The 22,253-nt window shown below is 68.0% G+C and carries 19 protein-coding genes; 5 read left to right on the top strand and 14 right to left on the bottom strand.

Annotation, left to right across the window (positions count from 1 at the left end):
- Positions 1 to 14: 14 nt before the first annotated feature.
- From C1H66_RS15135 to C1H66_RS15125, 4 genes are all read left to right on the top strand, one after another.
- A complete protein-coding gene (locus C1H66_RS15135) occupies positions 15 to 521 on the top strand; it encodes an FKBP-type peptidyl-prolyl cis-trans isomerase (RefSeq protein ID WP_102628707.1) in 507 nt (168 codons plus the stop codon).
- A gap of 128 nt (positions 522 to 649) precedes the next feature.
- Positions 650 to 763, top strand: a complete 114-nt coding sequence (ccoM, locus tag C1H66_RS23435; RefSeq protein ID WP_276308844.1) for a cytochrome c oxidase subunit CcoM — start codon at positions 650 to 652, stop codon at positions 761 to 763.
- Positions 764 to 959: 196 nt separating this feature from the next.
- Positions 960 to 1,292, top strand: a complete 333-nt coding sequence (locus C1H66_RS15130; RefSeq protein ID WP_181423488.1) for a hypothetical protein — start codon at positions 960 to 962, stop codon at positions 1,290 to 1,292.
- Positions 1,292 to 2,506 (top strand): PqqD family protein, encoded by a 1,215-nt coding sequence (locus C1H66_RS15125; RefSeq protein WP_102628706.1) that lies wholly within the window; start codon positions 1,292 to 1,294, stop codon positions 2,504 to 2,506. Before C1H66_RS15130 ends, C1H66_RS15125 begins: the two co-directional genes overlap by 1 nt.
- A 9-nt stretch (positions 2,507 to 2,515) precedes the next feature.
- Here C1H66_RS15125 and C1H66_RS15120 read toward each other — a convergent pair whose 3' ends face one another.
- The 4 genes from C1H66_RS15120 to C1H66_RS15105 all read right to left on the bottom strand — a co-directional run bounded on the left by C1H66_RS15120 (position 2,516) and on the right by C1H66_RS15105 (position 8,341).
- Positions 2,516 to 5,197, bottom strand: a complete 2,682-nt coding sequence (locus C1H66_RS15120) for a bifunctional diguanylate cyclase/phosphodiesterase (RefSeq protein WP_170064160.1) — start codon at positions 5,195 to 5,197, stop codon at positions 2,516 to 2,518.
- A 22-nt stretch (positions 5,198 to 5,219) separates the two neighbouring features.
- Entirely contained in the window at positions 5,220 to 5,768 is a 549-nt protein-coding gene (locus tag C1H66_RS15115; RefSeq protein WP_370741345.1) for a transglycosylase SLT domain-containing protein, read from the bottom strand.
- 115 nt (positions 5,769 to 5,883) lie between these two features.
- The gene (locus tag C1H66_RS15110) at positions 5,884 to 7,605 is read right to left on the bottom strand and encodes a proline--tRNA ligase (RefSeq protein ID WP_102628704.1); all 1,722 of its coding nucleotides are present in this window, start codon (positions 7,603 to 7,605) and stop codon (positions 5,884 to 5,886) included.
- A 142-nt stretch (positions 7,606 to 7,747) separates the two neighbouring features.
- Positions 7,748 to 8,341: a GNAT family N-acetyltransferase gene (locus C1H66_RS15105; protein ID WP_102628703.1), complete on the bottom strand. Its 594-nt coding sequence runs from the start codon at positions 8,339 to 8,341 to the stop codon at positions 7,748 to 7,750.
- Positions 8,342 to 8,470: 129 nt separating this feature from the next.
- Here C1H66_RS15105 and C1H66_RS15100 point away from each other — a divergent pair, with 129 nt between their 5' ends.
- Positions 8,471 to 8,908: a hypothetical protein gene (locus tag C1H66_RS15100; RefSeq protein ID WP_102628702.1), complete on the top strand. Its 438-nt coding sequence runs from the start codon at positions 8,471 to 8,473 to the stop codon at positions 8,906 to 8,908.
- A 22-nt stretch (positions 8,909 to 8,930) separates the two neighbouring features.
- Here C1H66_RS15100 and C1H66_RS15095 read toward each other — a convergent pair whose 3' ends face one another.
- The 10 genes from C1H66_RS15095 to yejK form a co-directional block, all read right to left on the bottom strand.
- The gene (locus C1H66_RS15095; protein WP_102628701.1) at positions 8,931 to 9,839 is read right to left on the bottom strand and encodes a peptidoglycan recognition protein family protein; all 909 of its coding nucleotides are present in this window, start codon (positions 9,837 to 9,839) and stop codon (positions 8,931 to 8,933) included.
- Positions 9,840 to 9,842: 3 nt separating this feature from the next.
- Complete coding sequence (locus tag C1H66_RS15090) at positions 9,843 to 10,598, bottom strand: DUF3307 domain-containing protein (RefSeq protein WP_102628700.1); 756 nt, start codon at positions 10,596 to 10,598, stop codon at positions 9,843 to 9,845.
- Complete coding sequence (locus tag C1H66_RS15085; RefSeq protein WP_102628699.1) at positions 10,595 to 11,260, bottom strand: hypothetical protein; 666 nt, start codon at positions 11,258 to 11,260, stop codon at positions 10,595 to 10,597. Before C1H66_RS15085 ends, C1H66_RS15090 begins: the two co-directional genes overlap by 4 nt.
- A 102-nt stretch (positions 11,261 to 11,362) precedes the next feature.
- Positions 11,363 to 12,541 carry a vWA domain-containing protein gene (locus tag C1H66_RS15080; protein WP_102628698.1) on the bottom strand — a complete coding sequence of 393 codons (1,179 nt, stop codon included), beginning with the start codon at positions 12,539 to 12,541 and terminating at the stop codon, positions 11,363 to 11,365.
- A gap of 3 nt (positions 12,542 to 12,544) precedes the next feature.
- Positions 12,545 to 13,399 carry an AAA family ATPase gene (locus tag C1H66_RS15075; protein WP_102628697.1) on the bottom strand — a complete coding sequence of 285 codons (855 nt, stop codon included), beginning with the start codon at positions 13,397 to 13,399 and terminating at the stop codon, positions 12,545 to 12,547.
- A gap of 79 nt (positions 13,400 to 13,478) precedes the next feature.
- Positions 13,479 to 14,396, bottom strand: a complete 918-nt coding sequence (locus C1H66_RS15070) for an NAD(P)-dependent oxidoreductase (protein WP_276308843.1) — start codon at positions 14,394 to 14,396, stop codon at positions 13,479 to 13,481.
- A gap of 457 nt (positions 14,397 to 14,853) precedes the next feature.
- Positions 14,854 to 16,659, bottom strand: a complete 1,806-nt coding sequence (locus C1H66_RS15065) for an ABC transporter transmembrane domain-containing protein (protein WP_102628695.1) — start codon at positions 16,657 to 16,659, stop codon at positions 14,854 to 14,856.
- Positions 16,660 to 16,803: 144 nt separating this feature from the next.
- Positions 16,804 to 19,278: a vitamin K epoxide reductase family protein gene (locus tag C1H66_RS15060; protein ID WP_102628694.1), complete on the bottom strand. Its 2,475-nt coding sequence runs from the start codon at positions 19,276 to 19,278 to the stop codon at positions 16,804 to 16,806.
- A gap of 246 nt (positions 19,279 to 19,524) precedes the next feature.
- Positions 19,525 to 20,751: a GGDEF domain-containing protein gene (locus tag C1H66_RS15055; protein WP_170064159.1), complete on the bottom strand. Its 1,227-nt coding sequence runs from the start codon at positions 20,749 to 20,751 to the stop codon at positions 19,525 to 19,527.
- Positions 20,752 to 21,152: 401 nt separating this feature from the next.
- Entirely contained in the window at positions 21,153 to 22,175 is a 1,023-nt protein-coding gene (gene yejK, locus C1H66_RS15050) for a nucleoid-associated protein YejK (protein WP_102628692.1), read from the bottom strand.
- Positions 22,176 to 22,253 lie beyond the last annotated feature (78 nt).

Here is a 22,253-nt window from a genome sequence, read left to right as displayed (position 1 = left end):
ACAGGAGAGCCACCATGACGATCGCCCCCCAGCGGGTCGTGACCCTGCACTACATGCTCAGTGACGCCGACGGCAACGTTCTCGACGACTCCCGGGCCCGGCAGACGCCGTTGGAGTACCTCCACGGACACCACAACATCGTTGCCGGCCTCGAGCGTGCCCTGGAGGGGCGGGCTGAGGGCGCCGAGCTCAGCGTGACCCTGATGCCGGCGGAGGCCTATGGCCTGCGCAACGAGGCCCTGGTCCGAGAGGTGGGGCGCTCGGCCTTCCCGGTGGATGATCTGGTGCCGGGCATGCGCTTCCAGACCCCGGGTGACGACGGCCCGCAGGTCGTCACCGTGGTCGAGGTGCGCGACGACAGCGTGCTGATCGACAGCAATCACCCGCTGGCCGGACACACCCTGCGCTATCGTCTCGAGGTACTGGGCGTGCGGGAGGCCACCCGCGCCGAGCTCGCCAAGGGACATCCGCTGCCGCCGGGTACCGATCCCGGCAGCGTGGAAGACAGGAAACTCTCCTAGATCTGACCTGGGTCAAGGGAAAGCCCGTGTCGCCGACCCGCTCGGCGACAAACTTGACTCAGGTCAGAAACTCCCCGGCGGTGACGGACTACAGTCCTCTCAACACATCGAGACGGGAGGACAGCACCATGTATTGGGATGACGCCGTAGTCTTCGGACTGGTCACCGTCGCGATGATGATCGCTTTCCTGGGCGGCTGGATCGGATTCATCATTCGCGACCATCGCCGGAAGAAGCACTGAGCCAGCCGCTCATCGAGTCGTCAGGGGAGGGGGGGCAACCCCCCAGTCGCCGACCCATATGGGTCGGCTTTTTTTTTGCGAATGTGCAGGCCCCGAGGAAATGTCGGGCAAGGGCTGGCCAGGTGCCGTCGTCAGCTGGAGCGAGTCGGGCGCGACGAGTATCATGAACACTGTTCGATAACCAGGAGACAGTGTCATGAAAGCGCAGCGTCACGCTACCCCTCCCGACGAAGGCAAGCGCCTGAGCCGCCGCCGCCTGCTCGCCACCCTGGGCGTCGGCATCGCCGGCGCCTATGTGGCCCCGACCCTCTTCAGCCTGGGCCAGGCCCATGCCTGGCATGACGAGCCGCGCGACCGTCGCTACCGTCGATCCGGTTACAGCCGTCCCAGCCACTCGCGACCCAGCTACAGTCGCCCCAGCTACTCGCGACCGAGCTACAGTCGCCCCAGCGGCGGCTACCATCGCCACATCTACCATTACCATACGCATGACCATCGCCCCGACTACCTCGAGCCGAGTCGCTGGTGATGTCAGTGGGCACGCGGGTGCTTGACCTGGGCTTCGAGGGGCTGGGGGCGGTGCTGCGCCTGAACGACGCCCCCGAGATGCAGCCCCTGCTCGGCGAGGTCACGCCCGGTTGGCGGTCGTTTCCCCTGACGGCTCGCGGGCCGGCACCGGCGATCCGTCTGGCTCGCGACGCGCGGGGCGCCGGACAGGGGTACCATCAGCACTCGCCCGAGCTGCCCCGCGGGCTGCACCTGCCCACCCCGGTGGCCGCGGCCTGCAGCCTGGTCGCCGACCTGGTCGCTGCCTTCTTCACGCGTCATCCCGACCTGATCGGCCTGCACTGCGGTTCGGCGGAGGTCGCCGGCCGGCTGGTGCTTTTCCCCGAGTCGCACCGTGCCGGCAAGAGCACCCTGAGCGCGGCCTTCGCCGCCGCCGGCCACCGCGTCTTCGGCGATGACGTCCTGGCGCTGACACCGGAAGGCGAGGGCATGGCACTGGGTATCGCCCCGCGTCTTCGCCTGCCGCTGCCCCCCCGTCTCGATCCCCGCCTGCACGACTTCGCCGAGCGTCATGCCGGCCCCGAGGATGAGCGCTACCGCTATCTCGCCCTGCCGGCGCCCCTGCTGGCACGGCACGCCGAGCGTCGTCCCCTGGGCGCCATCGTGTTGATCGAGCGCGACGACATGCTGGCCGCGCCCGAGCTCGTCGAGCTGGCGCCCGGCGAGGGGGTGTTGCAGTTGCTGTGCCAGAACTTCGCCCATGGGCAGCCGAGCGAGACACTGATGGCTCGTTTCCTGCCGCTGATGGCCTCGCTGCCCTGCCTGTTGCTGCGCTACGCCGAGCCACTGGCGGCGGCACGCTGCCTGGCCGCACATCTGGCCGATCCGCCGCCCGGCCGAGGCACGGCGGCGGTATCCTTGACCGCTCATCACGCCGTGCCCCGCGCCGGGGCCAGGGTGCCGACCGGCCGGCGCTGGCGGGCACGGGCAGCCGTGCGCGACTACCCGCTCGGTGAGGAGCTGTTCCTGATTCACGGCCCGAGCGGCGCGATCCATCGGCTCAACGCCAGCGGTCGGGCGGTATGGGCCCTGCTGGCCTGCGAGGCGCTGACGGCCGGTGAGATCGCCGACCTGCTGAGTGAGCACTACGGCGGCGTGCCGGCGGAGAGGATCGAAGCCGACGTGTGCGCATTGCTGGGCATGCTGGCCGAGGCGGAGCTGATAGGGCCCGGCTGAGCGCCGGGGTCAGGCGTCGAGGCGGCGCAGGAAGATGTCCTTCGGTTCGGGGCGTGCCAGGTAGTAGCCCTGCATCAGCGTCACGCCCTGTCGACGCAGGAAGTCGGCCTGGTCGGCGGTCTCCACTCCTTCGGCCACCAGGCGCAGGCCCAACGCCCGGGCCAGGGCGATGATCGAACGAGCCAGGGGGGCGTCCTGCCGCAACTTGAGCGGGTCGAGAAAGACCTTGTCGAGCTTGATCTCGTCGACCTCGAGCTCCTGCAGATAGCGCAGCGAGGAGTAGCCGGTGCCGAAATCGTCCAGCGCGATCGACAGGCCCAGGGCGTGCAGGGAGGCGAGGCGCGGCATGACGCCGGGCGTCACCAGCAGCGACTCCACCACCTCCAGCACCAGGCGATGGGGCGGCAGGGCATGGGACTGCAGCAGGGCCTCGACGCGGGCCGGGAAGTCGGGGTCGCGCAGCTGCTGTACCGAGACGTTGACCGCCAGCATCAGGTCGGTGTCCCGTAGCGGGCCGGCCAGCAGCGCCAGGGTCTCTTCCAGGACCCAGTCGCCGATCGGCTGGATCAGTCGGCAGTGCTCGGCCTCGGCGATGAAGTCCCCGGGGCCGAGCAGGCCGCGCTCGGGGTGCATCCAGCGCAGCAGGGCCTCGGCCCCATGCAGCCGGCCGCCGGCTGCGAACTGGGGCTGGAGGTAGAGCCGGAACTCGCGCCGGGAGATGGCGTCGCGCAGCTCACGCTCGAGCCGGCTCTGGTGGCGTTGCCACTGCCCCAGGGCATCGTCGTAGAAGGCCAGTCGGTGACGGGCCTCGCCGCGTGCCCTCTCGAGGGCCAGCTCGGCCCGCTGCAGCAGGCGATCGATGTTCCGTGAATCTCGAGGGTAACCCGCCAGGCCCAGCGAGAAGTGCAGCGAGGCCGGGGCGTTCTCGTTGAGCCAGGGGTGGGCATCGAGCTCGTCGAGCAGGGTTTCCAGGCAGGCATGCAGGCCCGCGCGATCGTCGCCGGGCAGCAGCAGGCAGAGCCGATTGGCCGGAAGACGGGCCGGAACCCCTTGCAGTTCCGGGGTCGCGAGCCGCCGGCGCAACAGCTCGCCGACCTCGTGCAGGGCGGCATCGCCGAAGGCCGTGCCCAGGCTGTCGTTGATCTGGTTGAGTCCCTTGACGTGGAGGATGCCGACCAGGAAGGGGCCCCGTCGCCGCAGCGACTCGATGTGCTCCTCGAGCCCATGCAGGGTCGGCAGGGCAGTGATTTCGTCGTAGTGGAGCTGGCGGCGCAGGGTGCGCTCCACCTCGCGCCGGCGCAACGACTCGGCGAACTGGCAGAGCAGGCCCGAGAAGCTGGTCAGGGCGTTGATCTCGTCGGTGTGCCAGCGTCGTGGTCGGGAGGATTCGCAGCACAGCACGCCGCGCAGCTCGCCGGCCACGAACAGGCCGATATCGAGCATCGACGCGATCTCGTTCCGGCAAAGATAGTCGTGCAGGCCGGTCAGGCGCGGGTCGGCGGGGGCATCATCGGCCACCAGGGCCGGGGTGCGGTGAAGTTCGACCAGGTAGGCCTCGAGTTCCTCGCCGAAGAGCTCCTCGCCGACCGTCTCGGGGACGAGGCTGGCCTGGCAGATCAGACGACCGTCGTCCCCCTCCAGCAGCCAGAGGCTGATCCTGGGAATATCGAGCAGCTGCGAGCTGCATTCGAGCAGGGCGGCGATGAACTCCTCTTCGCTGGCGTCGCGCAGGTGCATGCCGCGCAGGTCATGCCAGGCACGTTGCTGGGCGGCCAGTCGCGACTGGGTCTGGCGCAGTTCCTCGACGGTCGCCAGACTGGCCCGGGCCTGGTGGCGCAGCCGCTGGAACAGCAGCGCGGAGAAGCCTCCCAGGCCCAGCAGGGTGATCAGCAGCCAGGGCATCGACCGACGCAACATCACGCTGCCGGGCTCGGAGGGGGTCCATTCCAGCCAGGCCAGGGGGTCGCCGGCCTGGGTGCGCAGTGGCAGGCGACCGGGTCGTTCGGGAGTGGCGGTGAGGTGCAGGTCGGGCAGGTTGGTGGCCTCGCGGAGTATCCGGGTGAGGCCGTCGTCGACCTCGAAGGCGAAGAGCAGCCGGTGGGGCGAGGGCGCCTGGACGTGATGGCTGCTTTCGGGGAGTACCGGTGCGGTGGCGAACAGCACCGGCCTGTCCTGCCAGAGGGCGAAGCCCGACGTCATGGGGGCCTCGTCGAGGCGACTCTGGGCCAACAGGGGCCCGTGGTCGGTCGTGGGGGGGCGAGGTTCGCCGCGTTGGACCTCATAGAGTACCTCCTGGTCGATTGACACCAGCAGGGCCAGGTCGATGTCCAGGTTGTCATGCAGGTTGGACCCCATCTCGAGCTCCAGCCACGCCAGGTCCGGGCCGTCGTCGGCGTGGATGGCCAGGTGGCTGAGATCCCAGATCGCGTAGTCCAGGACCTGGCCGATCAGTCGACGGCGGATCTGTTCGAGCTGGGTCTCGATCTGCTCGTGGGTGTGGCGGGCATGCTGCAGGTTCTGCTCGCGGGCGGCCCACAGCAGGATGACGAGTATCACCACCACGGCCAGCGCCAGCAGCGCGACGAGGCCCCGCCTGAGACGGCGGTAGTCGCGCTCGGTGCGGCTCAGGGCCCGGGCGATGCTCGAGGTCGGGTCGTCCTGACTCGCTTCCTTGCCGATGGTGTCGGGCATCCTTGTCTCGCCTCGGTCGATCTCAGCGCCGTGCCGCGGCTCGTGAACCGCCATCACCGGGCTGGCGCCAGTGGCGCTGCCAGGCATGCATGACCCGTTCCGGGTACCAGGTCTGTCCCAGGCTGCCGTTGTAGCGCGCCAGCGCCCGGGTCAGATCACCGCGTTCCACGGCCAGGTAGTGGGCGAGGATGGTGCAGCCGTAGCGCAGGTTGCGCCAGGGATCCTTGAGGTCATCGGCGGGCAGGCCCAGTTCGCGGATCCAGAACGGCATGATCTGCATCAGCCCCACGGCACCGGCGGAGGAGACGGCCTCTGCCTGGAAGGCGCTCTCCACCTGGATCACCGCCAGTACCAGCTCCGGGGGCAGGCCGGCCAGGCGTGCTTCCTGGTAGGCACGATGCAGCAGCTCGGTGCGCAGCGCGGGGTCCTTCACGAAGCGGGTCAGGCGAGGCTCCATGTCGGTGAGCCACTGTCGGGCGGCCCAGATCTCGGCCGGCGAGCGGGGGGCCTCCAGCGAGGCGTTCAGGGTGGTGCGCAGCGAGGCGGGGATCTCGGGCAGGGCCCGCACCAGCGGAAGCGGCTCCACCGCCGGAGAGGGCGCCAGGGCGCTCAGGAAGGTGTCGCCATCGCCGGCGTGGGCCAGTGGCAGCCCGGCCACCGCCAGCAAGGCGGCGGCCAGCCGATGCCTAGCGGCCGATGCGGTCACCGAGGAAGTCGAGGATCTGCTCTGCCGGCACCATGGTGGCGTCACTGTCACGGCGTCCCTTGTATTCGAGTTCACCCTTGTCCAGGCCACGATCGCCGACCACCAGGCGATGGGGAACCCCCATCAGTTCATGATCGGCGAACTTGACGCCAGGGCGCAGGTCGCGGTCGTCGAGCAGGACCTCGAAGCCGGCCGCCGTGAGTGCCTGGTAGAGTCGCTCGGACTCCTCGCGCACGCGCTGCGACTTGTGGGCGTTCATCGGCACCAGTGCGATGTGGAAGGGCGCGATGGCATCGGGCCAGATGATGCCGGCATCGTCGTGGTTCTGTTCGATGGCGGCGGCCACGACGCGAGTCACACCGATACCATAGCAGCCCATCCAGGGATGGGTGGCGCGGCCGCTGTCGTCGAGCACGGTGGCATTCAACGCTTCGCTGTACTTGCGACCCAACTGGAAGACGTGGCCGACCTCGATGCCGCGCTTGATGGCGAGCACGCCCTTGCCGTCCGGTGAGGGATCCCCCTCCACCACGTTGCGCAGGTCGGCGACCTTCGGCAGCGCCACGTCGCGCTCCCAGTTGATGCCGAAGTAGTGCTTGCCGTCGATGTTGGCGCCGGCACCGAAGTCGCTCATCAGCGCCACGCTGCGGTCGATGACGATCGGCATCTCGAGGTTCACCGGGCCCAGCGAGCCGGGGCCGGCACCCACCGCGGCGCGGATTTCCTCCTCGGTGGCCATGGTCAGCGGCGTGGCCACCTCGGGCAGGTGCTCGGCCTTGATCTCGTTGAGCTCGTGGTCGCCGCGCACCAGCAGGGCGATCAGGCCGCCCTCGGCGGCGCGAACCATCAGCGTCTTGAGGGTCTTCTCGATAGGCAGGCCGTGCTGCTCGACCAGGGCGGCGATGGTCTTGGCGTTGGGCGTGTCGACCAGGCGCAGCTCCTCGCTCGGCGCGGGGCGCTGGGGATCGCTGCCGGGGGGGGCCGGCAGTGCCTCGGCCTTCTCGATATTGGCGGCGTAGTCGGACTCGGTGGAGAAGACGATGGCGTCCTCGCCGGAGTCGGCCAGCACGTGGAACTCGTGGGAGTCGGTGCCGCCGATGGCGCCGGTGTCGGCCAGTACCGGGCGAAAATCCAGGCCCAGGCGCGTGAAGATGCGCACATAGGCATCGTACATCGCCTGGTAGGTCTCCTGCAGGGAGGCCTGGTCGACATGGAAGGAGTAGGCGTCCTTCATGATGAACTCGCGCGAGCGCATCACCCCGAAGCGCGGGCGGATCTCGTCGCGGAACTTGGTCTGGATCTGGTAGAAGTTGACCGGCAGCTGCTTGTAGCTCGACAGCTCGCGGCGCATCAGGTCGGTGATCACCTCTTCGTGGGTGGGGCCCACGCAGTAGTCGCGATCGTGGCGATCCTTGAGGCGCAGCAGCTCCGGGCCGTACTGCTCCCAGCGGCCGGACTCCTGCCACAGTTCGGCGGGCTGTACCGCCGGCATCAGCACCTCCTGGGCGCCGGCTCGGTCCATCTCCTCGCGCACGATGCGTTCCACCTTGCGCAGGGTGCGCAGGCCGGTCGGCAGCCAGGTGTAGAGGCCGGAAGTGAGGCGGCGGATCATGCCGGCGCGCAGCATCAGCTGATGGCTGATGATTTCGGCGTCGGCGGGGGTTTCCTTGAGGGTGGCGATCAACAGTTGGGTGGCGCGCATGGGTCCGGCGTTTCCTCGGGCTGTTCTTCTGGAGACGTCTTCTTCGGGAGAAGAGCGCAGGCTGGGCCGCAGCGTCGACGGCAATTGGCGCATTGTACGGCCAAGCCGGGGTGGCGGCAAAAGGCGGTGCTCGCCATGGGGCTCATGCCAGCGACTTTAGCCAGAACACCATGGGCTTGTCGGTCTCGGCCGGTTCGCCGATGTCCTTCCAGCGGAAGGTGGTGGCCAGCTCGGGGTGGCGTTCGTAGCCCCGCGAGTGCCAGAAACCGTGCAGCGGCACGTAGCCTTTCGGTTTCCGCGGGTGGTCATCGGGACGCTCGACGGCGCAGAACGCCACCGTCGCAAACCCCTGGCCCGCGGCATGGCGCTCCCGCTCGGTCATGAAGGCCTTGCCGATGCCGCGACCACGGTACTCGGGCAGCAGCACCGACTCGCCGTAGTAGAAGACCGTGGCCGGCTCGATCCCGGCACGCTCGAAGGGGGCGCGGAACGCCTCGACATCCGCGGCCAGCGGCATGCCGGTGGCCGCGCCGACCAGAGCGTCGCCATCGAAGGCGAGCACGAACAGGCTGTCGGCGCACTCGGCATAGCGGCGCAGGTAGTCCGCCTCGTAGTCGAAGTCGCCGTCGTAGAGATAGGGGAAGTCGCGAAACACCCGGATACGCAGGCGGGCCAGGGCCGCCAGATGGGGGGCAATGGCCTGGCCCCGGCAGGTGGTGAGTCGTGTATCGCCCATGCAGACCTCCGTGGAAGGGAAAACGCTCGTACGAACCTCGGCTATGGTAAGCTCTGGCCGATTTTGCCTGCCGATGCGTGTCCGGACAATGTTCGATATCGGCTGCCCGTTCACCCAGGAGGTGTGTGCATGAATCCTGTACTTCGTCGCGGCCTGACCGGCCTGGTTCTCGGTGTGTCGATCACCGCCCTGGCAGGCTGCGGCACCCTGTTCCACCCCGAACGCAAGGGTCAGGTCAGTGGTCGCATCGACCCGGTGGTGGCCATCGCCAACGGCGTGGGGCTGCTGTTCTTCATCGTGCCGGGAGTGATCGCCTATGCGGTCGACTTCTCCAACGGCACCATCTACCTGCCCAGCGACCGCACGTCCGCCGGCGTCGATACCCTCCGCCTCGAAGAGGGCATGGACGTGGCCCGACTGGAGCGGTTGCTCTCCGAGAAGACCGGCAAGCCGGTCAGCCTCGACGACGAGCTGGTGCGGGTCGAGGAGGTCGACTCCCTGGACGAGGCGCTGGCGCTGTTGCGCATGGCGGGCATCGACGACGAGGCGCGTCTGGCGACGATGTGATCCAAGCCTCGTCCGAGGCCGTTCACTCGCCGTGGCGTCGCTCGATGCCATCGAGGTCGGCGGGCCGGTACTTCTCCAGCAGCGCCCAGAGGATCGCCGCGGTCTCGGCGTCCGGCCGGCCGCGGTAGTCGGCGGGACGAAAGCGCATCTGGAAGGCCCGCAACACCGCGCGGGTCTGATGGTCGAGCTCGTCGGTCGCCTCGATCGGGTGGCCCCAGGCCCGCAGCGCCGCCTGGAGGGTGGCGAGTGCCGGCGGATCGGTCGTGAAGTCGGCCTGCCAGCGTGCCACGCTCTCCGCCTGCGGCCAGGCACCGATGCCGGCCTCGTACAGGCGCCGCCAGGGAAAGGCCGGGCCGGGGTCGATCTTGCGCGTCGGGGCGATGTCCGAGTGGGCGACGACATCCGTGGGGCGGATGTCGTGGCGCGCGATGATGTCCCGCGAGAGGGCGATCAGCGCCTCGATCTGCTCCTCGGGATAGGGCGCCCAGGCGATCTCCACGGCGGCATCCGGATTCTCTTCCAGCAGTCGCTCCACCTCCGCATAGGGCCGGTCCGGGCCGGTGTTGACGATCTCGATGCCGATGGAGGTGTCGTTGAGGTTGGTGCGATTCTGCCAGGCGCTGGCCCCGGCGTGCCAGGCGCGGCGTGACTCGTCCACCAACTGGAAGACCAGCGGCTCACCCCGCCGGCGGCGTGCCGGCAGCGGCAGCACATAGTGGGCGCTGACGTGGGGGCCGGTGAGGACGGCCAGCGACGCGGCCTCATCCACGTCGGTGTAATGCATCACCAGATGACGCACCCGGCTGTGGTGAGAGGGCGCGACACGGGAATGATCCACTACGTAGCCGTCGCGCGGCTCCAGCCGGCTCGGCGCGGCACAGGCGCCGAGCAGCAGGGCGAGGAGCAGGATGGCGGCGAGGGGACGCCACATGGTTCAGGTCTCCAGCAGCAGGCGTAGGGTCAGGCCCAGCACCAGGGTCGAGGCGACGCTCACCAGGGTACCCAGCAGCACGTATTCGGTCAGCTTGCGATCCTTGGAGTCGCGCAGGTCGCCGTAGCGCAACACCGACTTGGCGGTGAGCAGGAAACCCACCGCGGTGAGCTGGTCCAGCAGCACCAGGGAGAGCACCAGCAGGCGTTCGAGCATGCCGATGCGTGCACCGGCCTGGGCCAGGGTGCCGGTGTCCTCCAACTGGCTGCTCCAGCGCTTCATCACCATGGCGATGGCGAACGAGAAGGGGCGCGTCACGATCAGGTAGGCCGCGGCCACGCCGAGCACCGTGGGCGAGAGCAGCCAGGCACCGAGTGACTCGAGCGGCGCCAGGCTGCCGAGCCAGGCCAGCCACAACACGCACAGCACCACCAGGTGCAGCGCCTGGTCGAGCAGGAACCAGCGCAGCTTGCCGGGCAGCCTGGCCTTGATGAGATCGATCAGCCAGTGGCTGGCGGCAACCCCCAGGGCACCGGTGAGCACCGCCGGCAGACCGGGCGAGCCTGGCATGAGCTGGGCCGCGACCAGCAGCGTCAGCGCGGTGAGGCAGCCATGCACGGCGATGTGATAGAGCAGGTGGCGCGAGCGGTGCAACCGGCGTACGCGCTCCTCGACCCAGTGGCGCGGCTGCAGCACGAAGTCGCCGATCAGGTGGGCCAGTACCAGCCCCAGCAGCAGGGAGAGTTCGTTCGGGCTCATTGGCGTGCGTCCTTGTCGGCCAGGCGCGTCTCGAGATAGGCGAGGGTATCGCTGAGCAGCGGCCAGCGTGCCGCCCGCAGGCGCTTGTGCACGCTGGGCTGGCGGATGCCGAGCCGCTCGGCCATGGCCTGCTGGGACAGCTCCCGCTCGAGGCTCAGGTGCACCACCTCCGCCGAGTAGTGCGACCAGCTCGCCACCAGGTCGTCCAGGTAGCGCAGCAGCAGCGCCAGGCTACCATCGTCGGGTTCGTCGAGCAGTGTCAACGCGAGATGATCGGCGCATTCGCTCAGGGCGTCCAGGTGGCGACCCGACGCCACGAAGGGCTCGTCGTCGGCCTCGGCCACCCGCAGGTCGGCGTGCCATTCGGCCGGCCCCACCGCCACGGCGATGCGTGCGTCCCAGCGCTGCTCGGGTTCGGAGTGCTCGATCAGTGCGGCGCGCAGGGCGATGGCCGCCGTCATCGCATGCCGAGCGTGGGGCAGGGCGAGCTGGAAACCGTCGCCGCGAAAGCGCTCGGCGCGGCCCCCCTGGCGTTTGGCCAGGGCGGCCAGGGTGTCGTCCAGCACTCGATAGAGGTGTTGTCGATCGCTCACCTTGCGCGAGTCGATCACGTCGCCGGTGAGCACGGCGATGCGTTGGGTCTTGGCGTTTTGCTGGGGCATGCAGGCGCTCCTCGAGCAAGCGCCTTCAGTATAGCCATGCAAGGCTATGTCGCCAATCAATAACCCTTAAAGGCTATAAATAGGAAAAATAGCCTTTAAGGGCTATTTATCCAGTTCCCGCATGGCCATCTCCAGCCCTTCCAGCGTCATCGGGTACATGCGGTCGTCGATCAGCCGGCGGATCAGTTGGGTGGAGTGGGTGAACTCCCAGGCCCGCGGCGGCATGGGATTGAGCCAGGCCAGGCGCGGGAACTTGTCGGCCAGGCGCTTCAACCACACCGCCCCGGGCTCGTCGTTGAAATGTTCCACGCTGCCGCCGGGATGGGTCACTTCGTACGGCGACATGGCGGCGTCGCCGACGATCACCACCTGGTAGTCGCGCCCGTAGGTGTGCAGCACGTCCAGGGTGGGGATGCGCTCGCTGGTGCGGCGATAATTGTTCCGCCACAGCCCCTCATAGACGCAGTTGTGGAAGTAGTAAGGCTCCAGGTGCTTGAACTCCGAGCGCGCCGCCGAGAAGAGCTCCTCGCAGGTGCGGATGTGGTCATCCATGGAGCCGCCCACGTCGAGCAGCAGCAGCACCTTCACCGCGTTGTGGCGTTCGGGGCGCATGCGTACGTTGAGCAGGCCGGCGTCGCGGGCGGTGTCGCGGATGGTGGCGTCGACGTCGAACTCCTCCGCGGCCCCCTGGCGGGCGAACTTGCGCAGCCGCCTCAGGGCCATCTTGATATTGCGGGTACCCAGCTCGAGCGAGTCGTCGTAGTCGCGGAAGCGGCGCTCGTCCCACACCTTCACCGCGCGGCGATGGCGCGAACCGTCCTGGCCGATGCGAATGCCCTCGGGGTTGTAGCCATAGGCGCCGAAGGGGCTGGTGCCGCCGGTGCCGATCCACTTGTTGCCGCCGGCGTGGCGCTCCTGCTGCTCCTCGAGCCGCTCCTTGAAGGTCTCGATCAGTTTCTCCAGCCCGCCCAGCGACTCGATCCGGGCCTTCTCCTGCTCGGAGAGCTGCTTCTCGAACTCGCGGCGCAGCCAGTCGTCGGGAATCAGCGCCTCGATGGCGGCGTCGAGGCTCTCCAGCCCCTCGAACCAGGCGGCGAAGGCGCGATCGAAGCGGTCGAAATGGCGCTCGTCCTTGACCATCACGGTGCGCGCCAGTTGGTAGAAGGCCTCCATGTCGGCGAACACCACGCCTCGCTCCACGACCGCATGCAGGTCGAGCAGTTCGCGCAGCGACACCGGGACGCCGTGGCGCTTGAGGGTCTCGAACAGGCCGATGAACATCGCTCAGCGCCTCTGGTTGCCCTGGCGGCGCATCATGAACGCCAGCCGCTCGAGGAGTTGGGTATCTTGTTCATTCTTCACCAGCGCGCCGGCGAGCGGCGGGATCGCCTTCACCGGATCGCGGTGGTAGAGCGCCTCCCGGGCGAGCTCGTCGCTCATCAAGAGCTTCAGCCAGTCGACCAGCTCCGAGGTGGAGGGCCGCTTCTTCAGGCCCGGCGCCTGGCGCAGCTCGAAGAACACCTCCAGTGCCTCGCCGACCAGCTTCGGCGCGATGTCGGGGAAGTGCACGTCGACGATGGCGGCCATGGTCTGGCGGTCGGGGAACTCGATGTAGTGGAAGAAGCAGCGGCGCAGGAAGGCGTCGGGCAGCTCCTTCTCGTTGTTCGAGGTGATGACGATGATCGGCCGATGACGAGCGGAGATGGTCTCGCCGGTTTCAAAGACATGGAATTCCATGCGATCCAGCTCCTGGAGCAGGTCGTTGGGGAACTCGATGTCGGCCTTGTCGATCTCGTCGATCAGCAGCACCACCCGCTCGTCGGCGGTGAAGGCCTCCCACAGCTTGCCGGGCTTGATGTAGTTGGCCACGTTCTCGACGCCCTCCACGCCCAGTTGGGAGTCGCGCAGGCGGCTCACCGCGTCGTACTCGTAGAGCCCCTGGGCTGCCTTGGTGGTGGACTTGATATGCCAGGTGATCAGCCGGGTGTTAAGCGAGCTGGCCAGCTCCTCGGCGAGCAGGGTCTTGCCGGTGCCGGGCTCGCCCTTGACCAGCAGCGGTCGCTCGAGGGTCACGGCGGCATTCACCGCCTGCTTGAGGGCCTCGGTGGCCACATAGGTGGAAGTGGAATCAAACGCCATGGGTCGCGCCTCGGCTCGGTCGTCGGAAGGAGGATCAGGAAATCAAACGAGTGTACGTAAGGGGGGCGGCGGCGACAAATTACTGCCGCCGCGACGGGCGGTACGCCTCCACCAGGGTCGCCGGGTCGAGCTCGGCATGGCCCTGGTTGGCATGGGCGCGCATCAGCTGGGCGGCCAGGCCGCTCATGGGCGTGGCGCTGCCGCTGCGCTGGCTCTGGGCCACCGCCATGTCGAGATCCTTGAGCAGGGTACGCAGGTGCCAGGCCGGTGCCTCGAAGTCGCTTGCCGCCATGCGCGGCGTGAGGATCCGAAAGGGCTTCGAGTCGGCGAAACCGCCGGCGAGGGCCTCGGTGAGGCGACCGGCGTCGACGCCGCTGGCCTCGGCGAGCGCCACCATCTCGGCGATCACCGCGGCCTGGCAGCCGACGATCATCTGGTTGCACACCTTGGTGACCTGGCCGCTGCCCACCGGCCCCATATGGGTCACCCGGGCGGCGAGTGGGGCGAGAAGGGGGCGAAGGGCCTCGATGTCGTCGTTCTCGCCACCGCAGATGATCGCCAGCGTGCCGGCCTCGGCCCCGGCCACGCCACCCGATACCGGCGCGTCCACCCAGCGCATGCCGGCCTCGCTCTCGAGGCGGGCGGCGAAATCTCGGGTCGCGGCCGGGTCGCTGCTGGAGAAGTCGACCAGCAGCTGGTCGGGTCGGGCGTAGGCGGCCACGCCCTCGGTGCCGAAGACCACCTCGTCCACGACGTCGGTGTCGGCCAGGCAGAGCATCACCACGTCGACGCTCTCCACCAGTTCACCGATATAGTCCGCCACGCGTACGCCGGCGTCGCGCAGGTCATTGGCCTTCTCCGGCGTGCGATTCCACACGGTGACATCGAAATCGGCCTCCAGCAGCCGACGCGTCATGGGATGGCCCATCAGCCCGAGGCCGATGAAGCCGAGGCGAGGCTGGTTCATGTCGAGTCTCCGGTGCAGTCGGGGAGACACCCAGCATGCGCGACCGAGGGCATTTCCAGCAAGTGGCCGACCGCCAGCCTTCGCTGCGTGTCGATCCCCCCGGCGGATGCGCTACCATGACGCGGTGCGGCATCGAAACGGCTTTGCTGTGGTGCAAAAAACCACCGTGGTCACTGTGGAGCGCGGCGGCGGGTGATGATTGTCTCATTAATTATATGATTTAATGGGGATTTATTTCTTCTGGTATGGGGTTGGCATTGTGTAGGATAGACGGATACCGGACGCGGTTAGATCCCGACTCCGGTCTCCACGTCGTTTGCGGTCATGCCACTGTGCCGCAAGGGATGCAACGAGTGAGCTGGCGTGCTCCAACCTGGTCCCCTTCGGGGGGCCTTTTTTATGTGCCTGCCGGCACGGCGATGCTCGTCGGGGAGCCCGCCAGGCGGGTGGCCATGCCGCCATTCGAGCCGATGGGGCCGCTGCCGGCTCAGCGCGGAGGCCGGCAAGCGGTGCTTCTCGTCCCTTCACCGGATTGCCGCCCGAACTGCAGCTCGGCGAGATGACGGTAGAGCGGGCTGGTCTCGAGCAGTTCCGAATGGCGCCCGGCGGCAACCAGACGGCCCCCGTCGAGGACCAGAAGGCGATCGGCGGCGACCACCGTCGCCAGGCGGTGGGCGATCACGATACTGGTGCGCCCCTGCATCAGGCGATCGAGGGCCTGCTGTACCAGGCGTTCGCTCTCGGCGTCCAGGGCGCTGGTGGCCTCGTCGAGCAGCAGTACCCGCGGGTTCTTGAGCAGTGCCCGGGCGATCGCCAGGCGCTGGCGCTGACCGCCGGACAGCTGCACGCCACCGGGCCCCAGGGGGGTGTCGAAGCCGTGGGGCAGGGCCTCGATGAACGCCAGGGCGTTGGCGTCACGAGCCGCGTCGTGGAGTGCGTCCTGGCTCGCCTCGGGGTTGCCGTAACGCAGGTTCTCGGCAGCGGTGCCGGTGAACAGCGTCGGCTCCTGGGAGACCAGCCCCATGGCACGGCGCAGCGAGCGGGGTGCCAGGTCACGCAGGTCGATGCCGTCGAGCCGTAGCGTGCCGCTGTCGGGGTCATGGAATCGCAGCAGCAGGGCGAGCAGGGTGCTCTTGCCGCCGCCCGAGGGGCCGACCAGGGCGATCCGCTCGCCGGGACGGACATGCAGGTCGAGCCGCTGGAGTGCCGGTACCTCGCGGCCCGGATAGGTGAAGCTCACCCCGTCCAGACGAATGTCGCCGGCCACGGGGTCGGGCAGGGGGGTGGGGCTGGCCGGGGCCTGGATGCACGGCCGGGTATCGAGCAGTTCCAGCAGCCGCTCGGCGGCCCCGGCGGCACGCTGCACGTCGCCGGCGACTTCGGCCAGGGCGGCGACGGCCCCGGCGGCCAGCACCGCATAGAAGACGAAGGCGGAGAGCTGGCCGGCGGTCATGCCGCCGGCCAGCACCGCCTGGCCACCCTGCCACAGCATCACGCCGACGGCGGCGAAGACCACCAGCATGGCGATGCCGGTGAGCCAGGCGCGCTGGCGGGTACGCTCGACGGCGCTGGCGAAGGCCTCCTCGACGCGCCTGCCGTAGTCGCGTCGCGCCATGGCCTCGTGGTTGAAGGCCTGCACGGTGCGGATGCCGGCCAGCGACTCACCGGCGTAGCGGCCCAGCTCCGCCACCCGGTCCTGGCTGTAGCGGGAGAGCCGGCGGACCCGCCGACCGAACCAGAGGATCGGCAGCACCGTGGCCGGAATGCCGAGCAGCACGATGGCCGAGAGCCACGGCTGGGTGACCAGCATCAGGCTCACCGCCCCGAGCAGCATCAGCAGGTTGCGCAGGGCCAGCGAGACCGACGAACCGAACAGGCTCTGAAGCACGCTGGTGTCGGCGGTCAGTCGCGCCGAGATCTCGCCGGCTCCCCTGTCCCCATGGAGGGCGCTTTCGAAGAACCCCGGTTCCAGCTCGAGCAAGTGGTCGAAGACCCGGCGGCGCAGATCGGCGGCCAGGCGTTCGCCGATCCAGGTCACCAGGTAGTAGCGCAGCGCCGAGGCGCAGGCCAGTACGGTCACCACGGCGAGCATCATGACGAGCGCCTGGTTGAGTCGGGTGAGATCCTCGGCCAGGAAGCCCTGGTCGATCACCAGGCGCAGCCCCTGGCCGAGCAGCAACACGCTGGAGGCGGCGGCCAGCAGGGCGAGGCCGGCCAGCACCAGGCGCCAACGGTAAGGGCGCAGCAACCCCAGCAGTCGCAGCAGGATGCGCGGATCCGGCGGTAGGCTCATGAGGCGCCTCGAGCGGAGCGGTGGCGGGAAGGGGCACCTTAGCAGTGTCCGCCACGACATGCATGGCGAACCCGGTGGTGGCGCCGGCATCGCCCCCGGCCTCCGCGGGGGGGATGCCTTCGGCTGCAGATGCCGCGATTCGGGCTACCCCAGCAGCCGGCTCCAGCTGCCGTACTCGCCGCGAATCGGCCCGCGGCGCAGGCTGAGCGCGATCACGACCGCACCGCAGGCCAGGCTGTTGACGGTGGCCAGCATGCCGGCCCCGTGCAGGAAGGGCGTGAAGAACAGCATGGCAGCCAGCGGGATCAGCAGCCAGCGTGCCGGACGGGCCGCCTCGGCCATGGCGATGATGGATACGGTGATGATCAAGGCGCCCACCAGGTGGTCCCAGTTGGCCAGGGCGCCCTCGGCACCGAACGTGATACGAGTGACCATCAGCCAGGCACCGATCAGGATGCACAGCGCCAGGTTCCAGGGCAGGTTCACGCCGGTGCCGAGCGCGTCGCCGACGATGGCCCCCGGCTTGCGCTGGAAGTCCTCGTCCGGCGACTCGTCGGGGCCTTCGTCGGTGTCGCCGGTGAAGAAGATCTTGAGCACCGGGGCGCCGGCCTTGTGGCGCCGCTTGAGGAACTCGCCGGTGGCGACGAACTCGTTGAAGGCGTAGGCGATCTGCAGCAGCATCGCACCGGCCTGGATCAGGCACAGGGTGCACCAGGTGCCGATCAGGATCGGCTGGATGATGATGAAGGTCACCGAGACCACGCCGAGCGGCACGATCAGCACGCCGAACGAGGCGACGATCCAGGGCATGGTGCGCCAGCGGTTGGCGGCGCCGATAAAGCCGAGCAGGATCTCGAGCATGTAGACGATGCCGCCCAGCCCGGCATCCGGCACCGGCCAGGCCTCGGAGGCCTCGGAGGTGATGATGTCCTCGGTACCGTTGAGCCCGCCGCGGGTGCCGCCGAAGAACGGGTCCCATATCGCGTCGATGTGGCCGAGCTGGTAGGCGGCAAGATAGCGCGAGACGAAGAAGCCGACGAAGGCCAGCACGATGATCGGCATACGCTGGAACCAGCTCGAGGGGTTGTTGTTCCAGCCGGGCGGCATGGTGGGGCCGGTCATCGCCGCCGTGGGCGAGATCCCCGGCGCCGGTCGCACCAGGGCCGAGAAGCCGATGGCCAGGGTACCGACGATAGTGCCGTTGAGGTAGGCCGCGGCACTCTCGCTCCAGAACACCAGCGGGGCGAACAGCACCCATAGGCCAACGGCAGCGCAGGCAAAGCGTGCCCAGCTCAGCTTCAGCGACAGCGAGAGGGCGCCGAACAGCGCCAGCAGCAACCCAGAGGCCATGTCGCTGAAGGCCATGCCACCGCCGTAGCCCAGCGTGGCGGGGGAGGCCACCAGCCAGGCACCCAGGCCGACGTTGAAGAAGTGGGCCCACAGGAAGCGGTAGTGCTCGCGCTGAGTGTGGGCCTGGTAATCTTCCAGTACCCGCTCCGCATTCACACCTTTTTCCTCGGCCTCCTCGATCCAGTCGGGCGGGGTGATGCCGTTGGCCTCATACCAGTCGTGGGGGTCGGCGAGCAGGTTGTCGACCATGGCGTCGAGCGTGTCGAAGACCTCGTGGCGGGGCGCCCAGCCGAGCTGCTCGCGGGCACGGCGGATGTCGAGCTCGTAGTGGTCGTCGGCCATGTCGATCATGAAGGGCCGGATGAAGGGCTTCTCGCCCTTGTCGAAGTCGTCCGGCACCAGCGGCTCGCTTATTTCCTCGAGCAGCGCGCCGGTCTTGGCCAGCGGCTTGGGCATCACCACTGTCTTCCACGTCTTCTTGCCGTGGATCAGCTCGCCCAGGCGGTTCTGCAGTGCCTCGTAGCTGACGGCATGCTCCTCGCCGACGAGGATCTCGTTGTGCTCGGGCAGCTCGCGGCGCCGATCGATGGTGCGGCGGAAGGCGTCGATCATGTCTTCCTTGTGCACACAGGCCTGGCCGGCGTTGGTGTTGCCCGAGTAGAAGTGGCTCTTGAAGGTGTGCTCGTAGATGCGTGCGATCTGGTGCGACAGGGTGGGTACGCTGGTCTTCTCGTCGTACATGCCGGCCAGGCGCAGCAGCGTATAGGGCATCGTGGCATGTTCGCGGATCACCGCCTCGGTCTTGGCCTTGGATTGCGGGTAGGGCCAGGTCGGGCCGATCGGCGTGTCCTCGCTGACCCGGTGCCCCGGCACCTGCGGCTCGTGGACCAGCATGGTGCTGGAGTAGATGAAGCGCTCGACGCTCATGCCCTCGAGCGCTTCGAGCAGGTTCCGGGTGCCCTGTTCGTTGACTTTCTCGTAGAGCGGAGACTCCTCGCCGGTGAAGTCGAAGTAGGCGGCGAGGTGCACCACGGCGGCGATGTCCCTGCCGTGGCGGTCGCGGATCTTGTCCATCGCCTCCTTGATGGCATCGATGTCGGTCAGGTCGAACTCGTAGCTGTCGTCGGCCGCTTCGGCGAGCTGCATGTCCAGGCCGATGATCCGGTAGTCGCGCTTCAGGCTGCGCGTCAGGGCGGTGCCGATGCCGCCAGCGGCACCGGTAATCATCACCACCGGCCTTTGCCGAGTCGCTCGTTCCTCGTCCTGCATGGCAAGAGATCCTGCTGCCGACATGTGATAAGCCTTCATCACGACGCATGACGGTCTAGCACTCAAGCTAGTTCGAAACACCGTGACCCGGCAACCACAGCCCGGCGTCGCTGCCATCGTTTCAAGGAGAGTGGAAATGCGCCCGAGAATCCTCTCGGACCTGCACCTCGCGCCCGGCGGTTACCCCGGTGAATTCGAGCCGGCACGGTTCGTGCCGGACCGGCTCATCGAGTTCTGAGGCCGCCATCAGGCCTCCATGGCGGACAGCGAGGGGCCGTGGTGGGCGACCACCACACAGTTGCGGCCCCGGGCCTTGCCGTCGTAGAGGGCCTGGTCGGCACGCAGCAGGGCCGGGTCGAGCCGTGTCTCCCCGGGTTCGACCCGGCTGATGCCCACCGTCACCGACAGCGAATGCCGATCGGGCACCATCGGCAGCGACAGGCTGGCGACCCGCTCGCGCAACCGTTCGGCGATGGTCGTGGCGGTATACAGATTGGCCTTGGGCAGGGCGATGACGAATTCCTCGCCGCCATAGCGGCCGATGATGTCGGTCTCGCGCAGTACCGACTGGCAGCAGTCCGCCACGGTCGTCAGCACGATGTCGCCCACCGCATGGCCATGGCGGTCGTTGAGGCTCTTGAACAGGTCGATATCGACCATGCACAGCACCAGGGGGGAGTGGTCGCGCTGCGCGCGACGTAACTCCCGCTCGGCCAGCTCGAAGAAACGGCGGCGGTTGGCGATCCCGGTCAGGTCGTCGGTGCTGGCCATGTAACGCAGCCGCTCCTCCAGCTGGCTGCGTTCCTCGATCTCGGCCTGTAGCTGCCGATTGATGGCGCGCTCTTCCAGCAGCGAGGCGAACTGTTCGCGTTGGAGCCGGTTCAGGCGGAGCACGCTCATCCAGCCCAGCAGGTTGACGAACCCCAGCAGCAGCAGGCTGGTGGCCATCAGTCCGCCGGGAAGGGGATCCCACAGCGGCACGACGATGGAGAAGCCGGTGACCAGGTAGGCATTCCAGAGCAGCATCCAGGGCAGCCGGTTGGGCACGAACAGGTAGAGCGCCATGCTGGCGACCACGATCGAGGCGAGGTGAATACCGTCGGGGGCAGGTCGCAGCGGGATGGTCAGCAGCAGGGTGCTGATGCCGAGCAGGCAGATCAGGTTGATCGGCAGGGGGCGCTGCGCCAGGGCGGTTCGCTTCCTCAACGCGAGGGCCAGCAGGATGCAGGCCAGTGCCACCGATGTTCGCATGGTGATCAGCACGAAGAAGGCGCTGCCGAAGCCCAGCAGGTGGTAGTCGGCCACGCTGAAGGCGAGAAACAGGCCGGCGGCCACCCACAGGGCGTGGCGCATCTGGCAGGCGTCATGTGCCTGCATGGTACGGCGGAAGAGGGCTTCCAGGGCCGAGTCATGAAACTCGGCACGCCAGCTCAGTTCAGTCGAACCCCCAATGTCGGTCTTGCCAGCAGCCATGCGGCACATTCCTTGAGGTCGCGGCATCCACCTGGATCGGCAACGGTGTGCCGGATGCCTTCCGTCGTGTTGTGATCCTGCGGGTTTGGAGGGCGCCGACATCTAACTTGATTGAGGGCGCCGGAACAAGCATGGCCAAGAACGATGCGGTCTGCCAGCGACCCGAGAGGCCACTCGGGCAGAACTTAACGCAGCTTGTAAGAGAATGCCGACAGCCGATGGGTGAGCGGAGTACTAAGCCTTGTTTCTCATTATCGCCCAGCTTTTCCCGTCGGGTTAAACACTTGCGTCATGTGGGTGTGGTGTCCCTCGGATCGGGGTTCGGTAGATCGGGCTCAGACCGAGGATGAAAAAAATCAGGCGTGTCGATGGCCTCACACTTTGGTCCACTGGCGTGGACGTCATCCACCCTGCCGCTTGAGCTGTTCGCGTAACTGCTTGGGCACCTGCTTGATGATCAACCGGTCGGCGGCCTCGTCGTACTCGATGCTGGAACCGAGCAGGTGGGAGTCGAAGCTGATCGAGACGCCACCGGCGCGGCCGGTGAAGCGGCGGAACTGGTTGAGGGTCTTCCTGTCCGGCGGGATCTCCGGCGAAAGCCCGTAATCGGCGTTGCGGATATGGTCGAAGAAGGCCTTCGGCTGCTGCTCGTCGAGCACCTCCGAGAGCTCCTCCAGGGTCATTGGCTCACCGCGGCTGGCCTGGTCGCTGGCGTAGCCGATCAGCGCCTCGGTCTTCTCGCGACTCTGCTCCTCGGGCATGTCCTCGCTCTCGACATAGTCGCTGAAGGCCTTGAGCAGGGTACGGGTCTCGCCGGTGGCGTCGACGCCTTCGGTGGCACCCAGCAGGTCGGCGAAGCCCTCGGCGAGCTTGCGACCGCCGCGGTCGCGGGTCCAGGAGAGGTACTGCTTCGAGGGCGAGGCACCGCGCCACTGGCTCAGGTTGAGCCGCGCGGCCAGGCTCATCTGGGGCAGGTTCAACTGGTGCACCGGGGCGACGGCCAGGTCGTCGCCGATGCCGAAGCCCTCGCGATGGTGCAGCAGTGCCAGGGTCAGGTACTGGGTATCGCCCTGTCGGGTATGGGCCACCAGCAGGTGGCCGGAGAGCGACAGGTGGGCTGCGACCAGGGCGGTGATGCGCTCCCCCAGCTCACGGCTGAAGGCGACGAAGTCCCGTTCGTCATCGAGATAGGCGACCAGTGACGCGGGAAAGACAGAGGATCCGCTTCCGGCGTCTCCCTCGTCACCGTCGGCGAGAAAGTGGCCCCAGGCCTTGGGCTTGGCGTGGTAGGCCTTGTTGATGCCTTCCAGCAGGTCGTCCAGGGCAGGCGAGGGGGGCAGCTCGGCCGTGGCCGGGGCGAGCGTCGCCGGCGTCTCGCCGGTCTCCTTGTCGATGCGATGGACGATGCTGTGCAGAATCGGCATGGGGGCTCCTGGCGGGTTGGCGAGGCGCGATGATACCCGCCCTGGGGCTGTCGTCGAAACCCGGATCAGGGCTCATAT

The sequence above is a fragment of the Halomonas heilongjiangensis genome (assembly GCF_002879645.1).
Taxonomy (GTDB): domain Bacteria; phylum Pseudomonadota; class Gammaproteobacteria; order Pseudomonadales; family Halomonadaceae; genus Halomonas; species Halomonas heilongjiangensis.
This window is presented reverse-complemented; position numbering and strand designations above follow the sequence as displayed.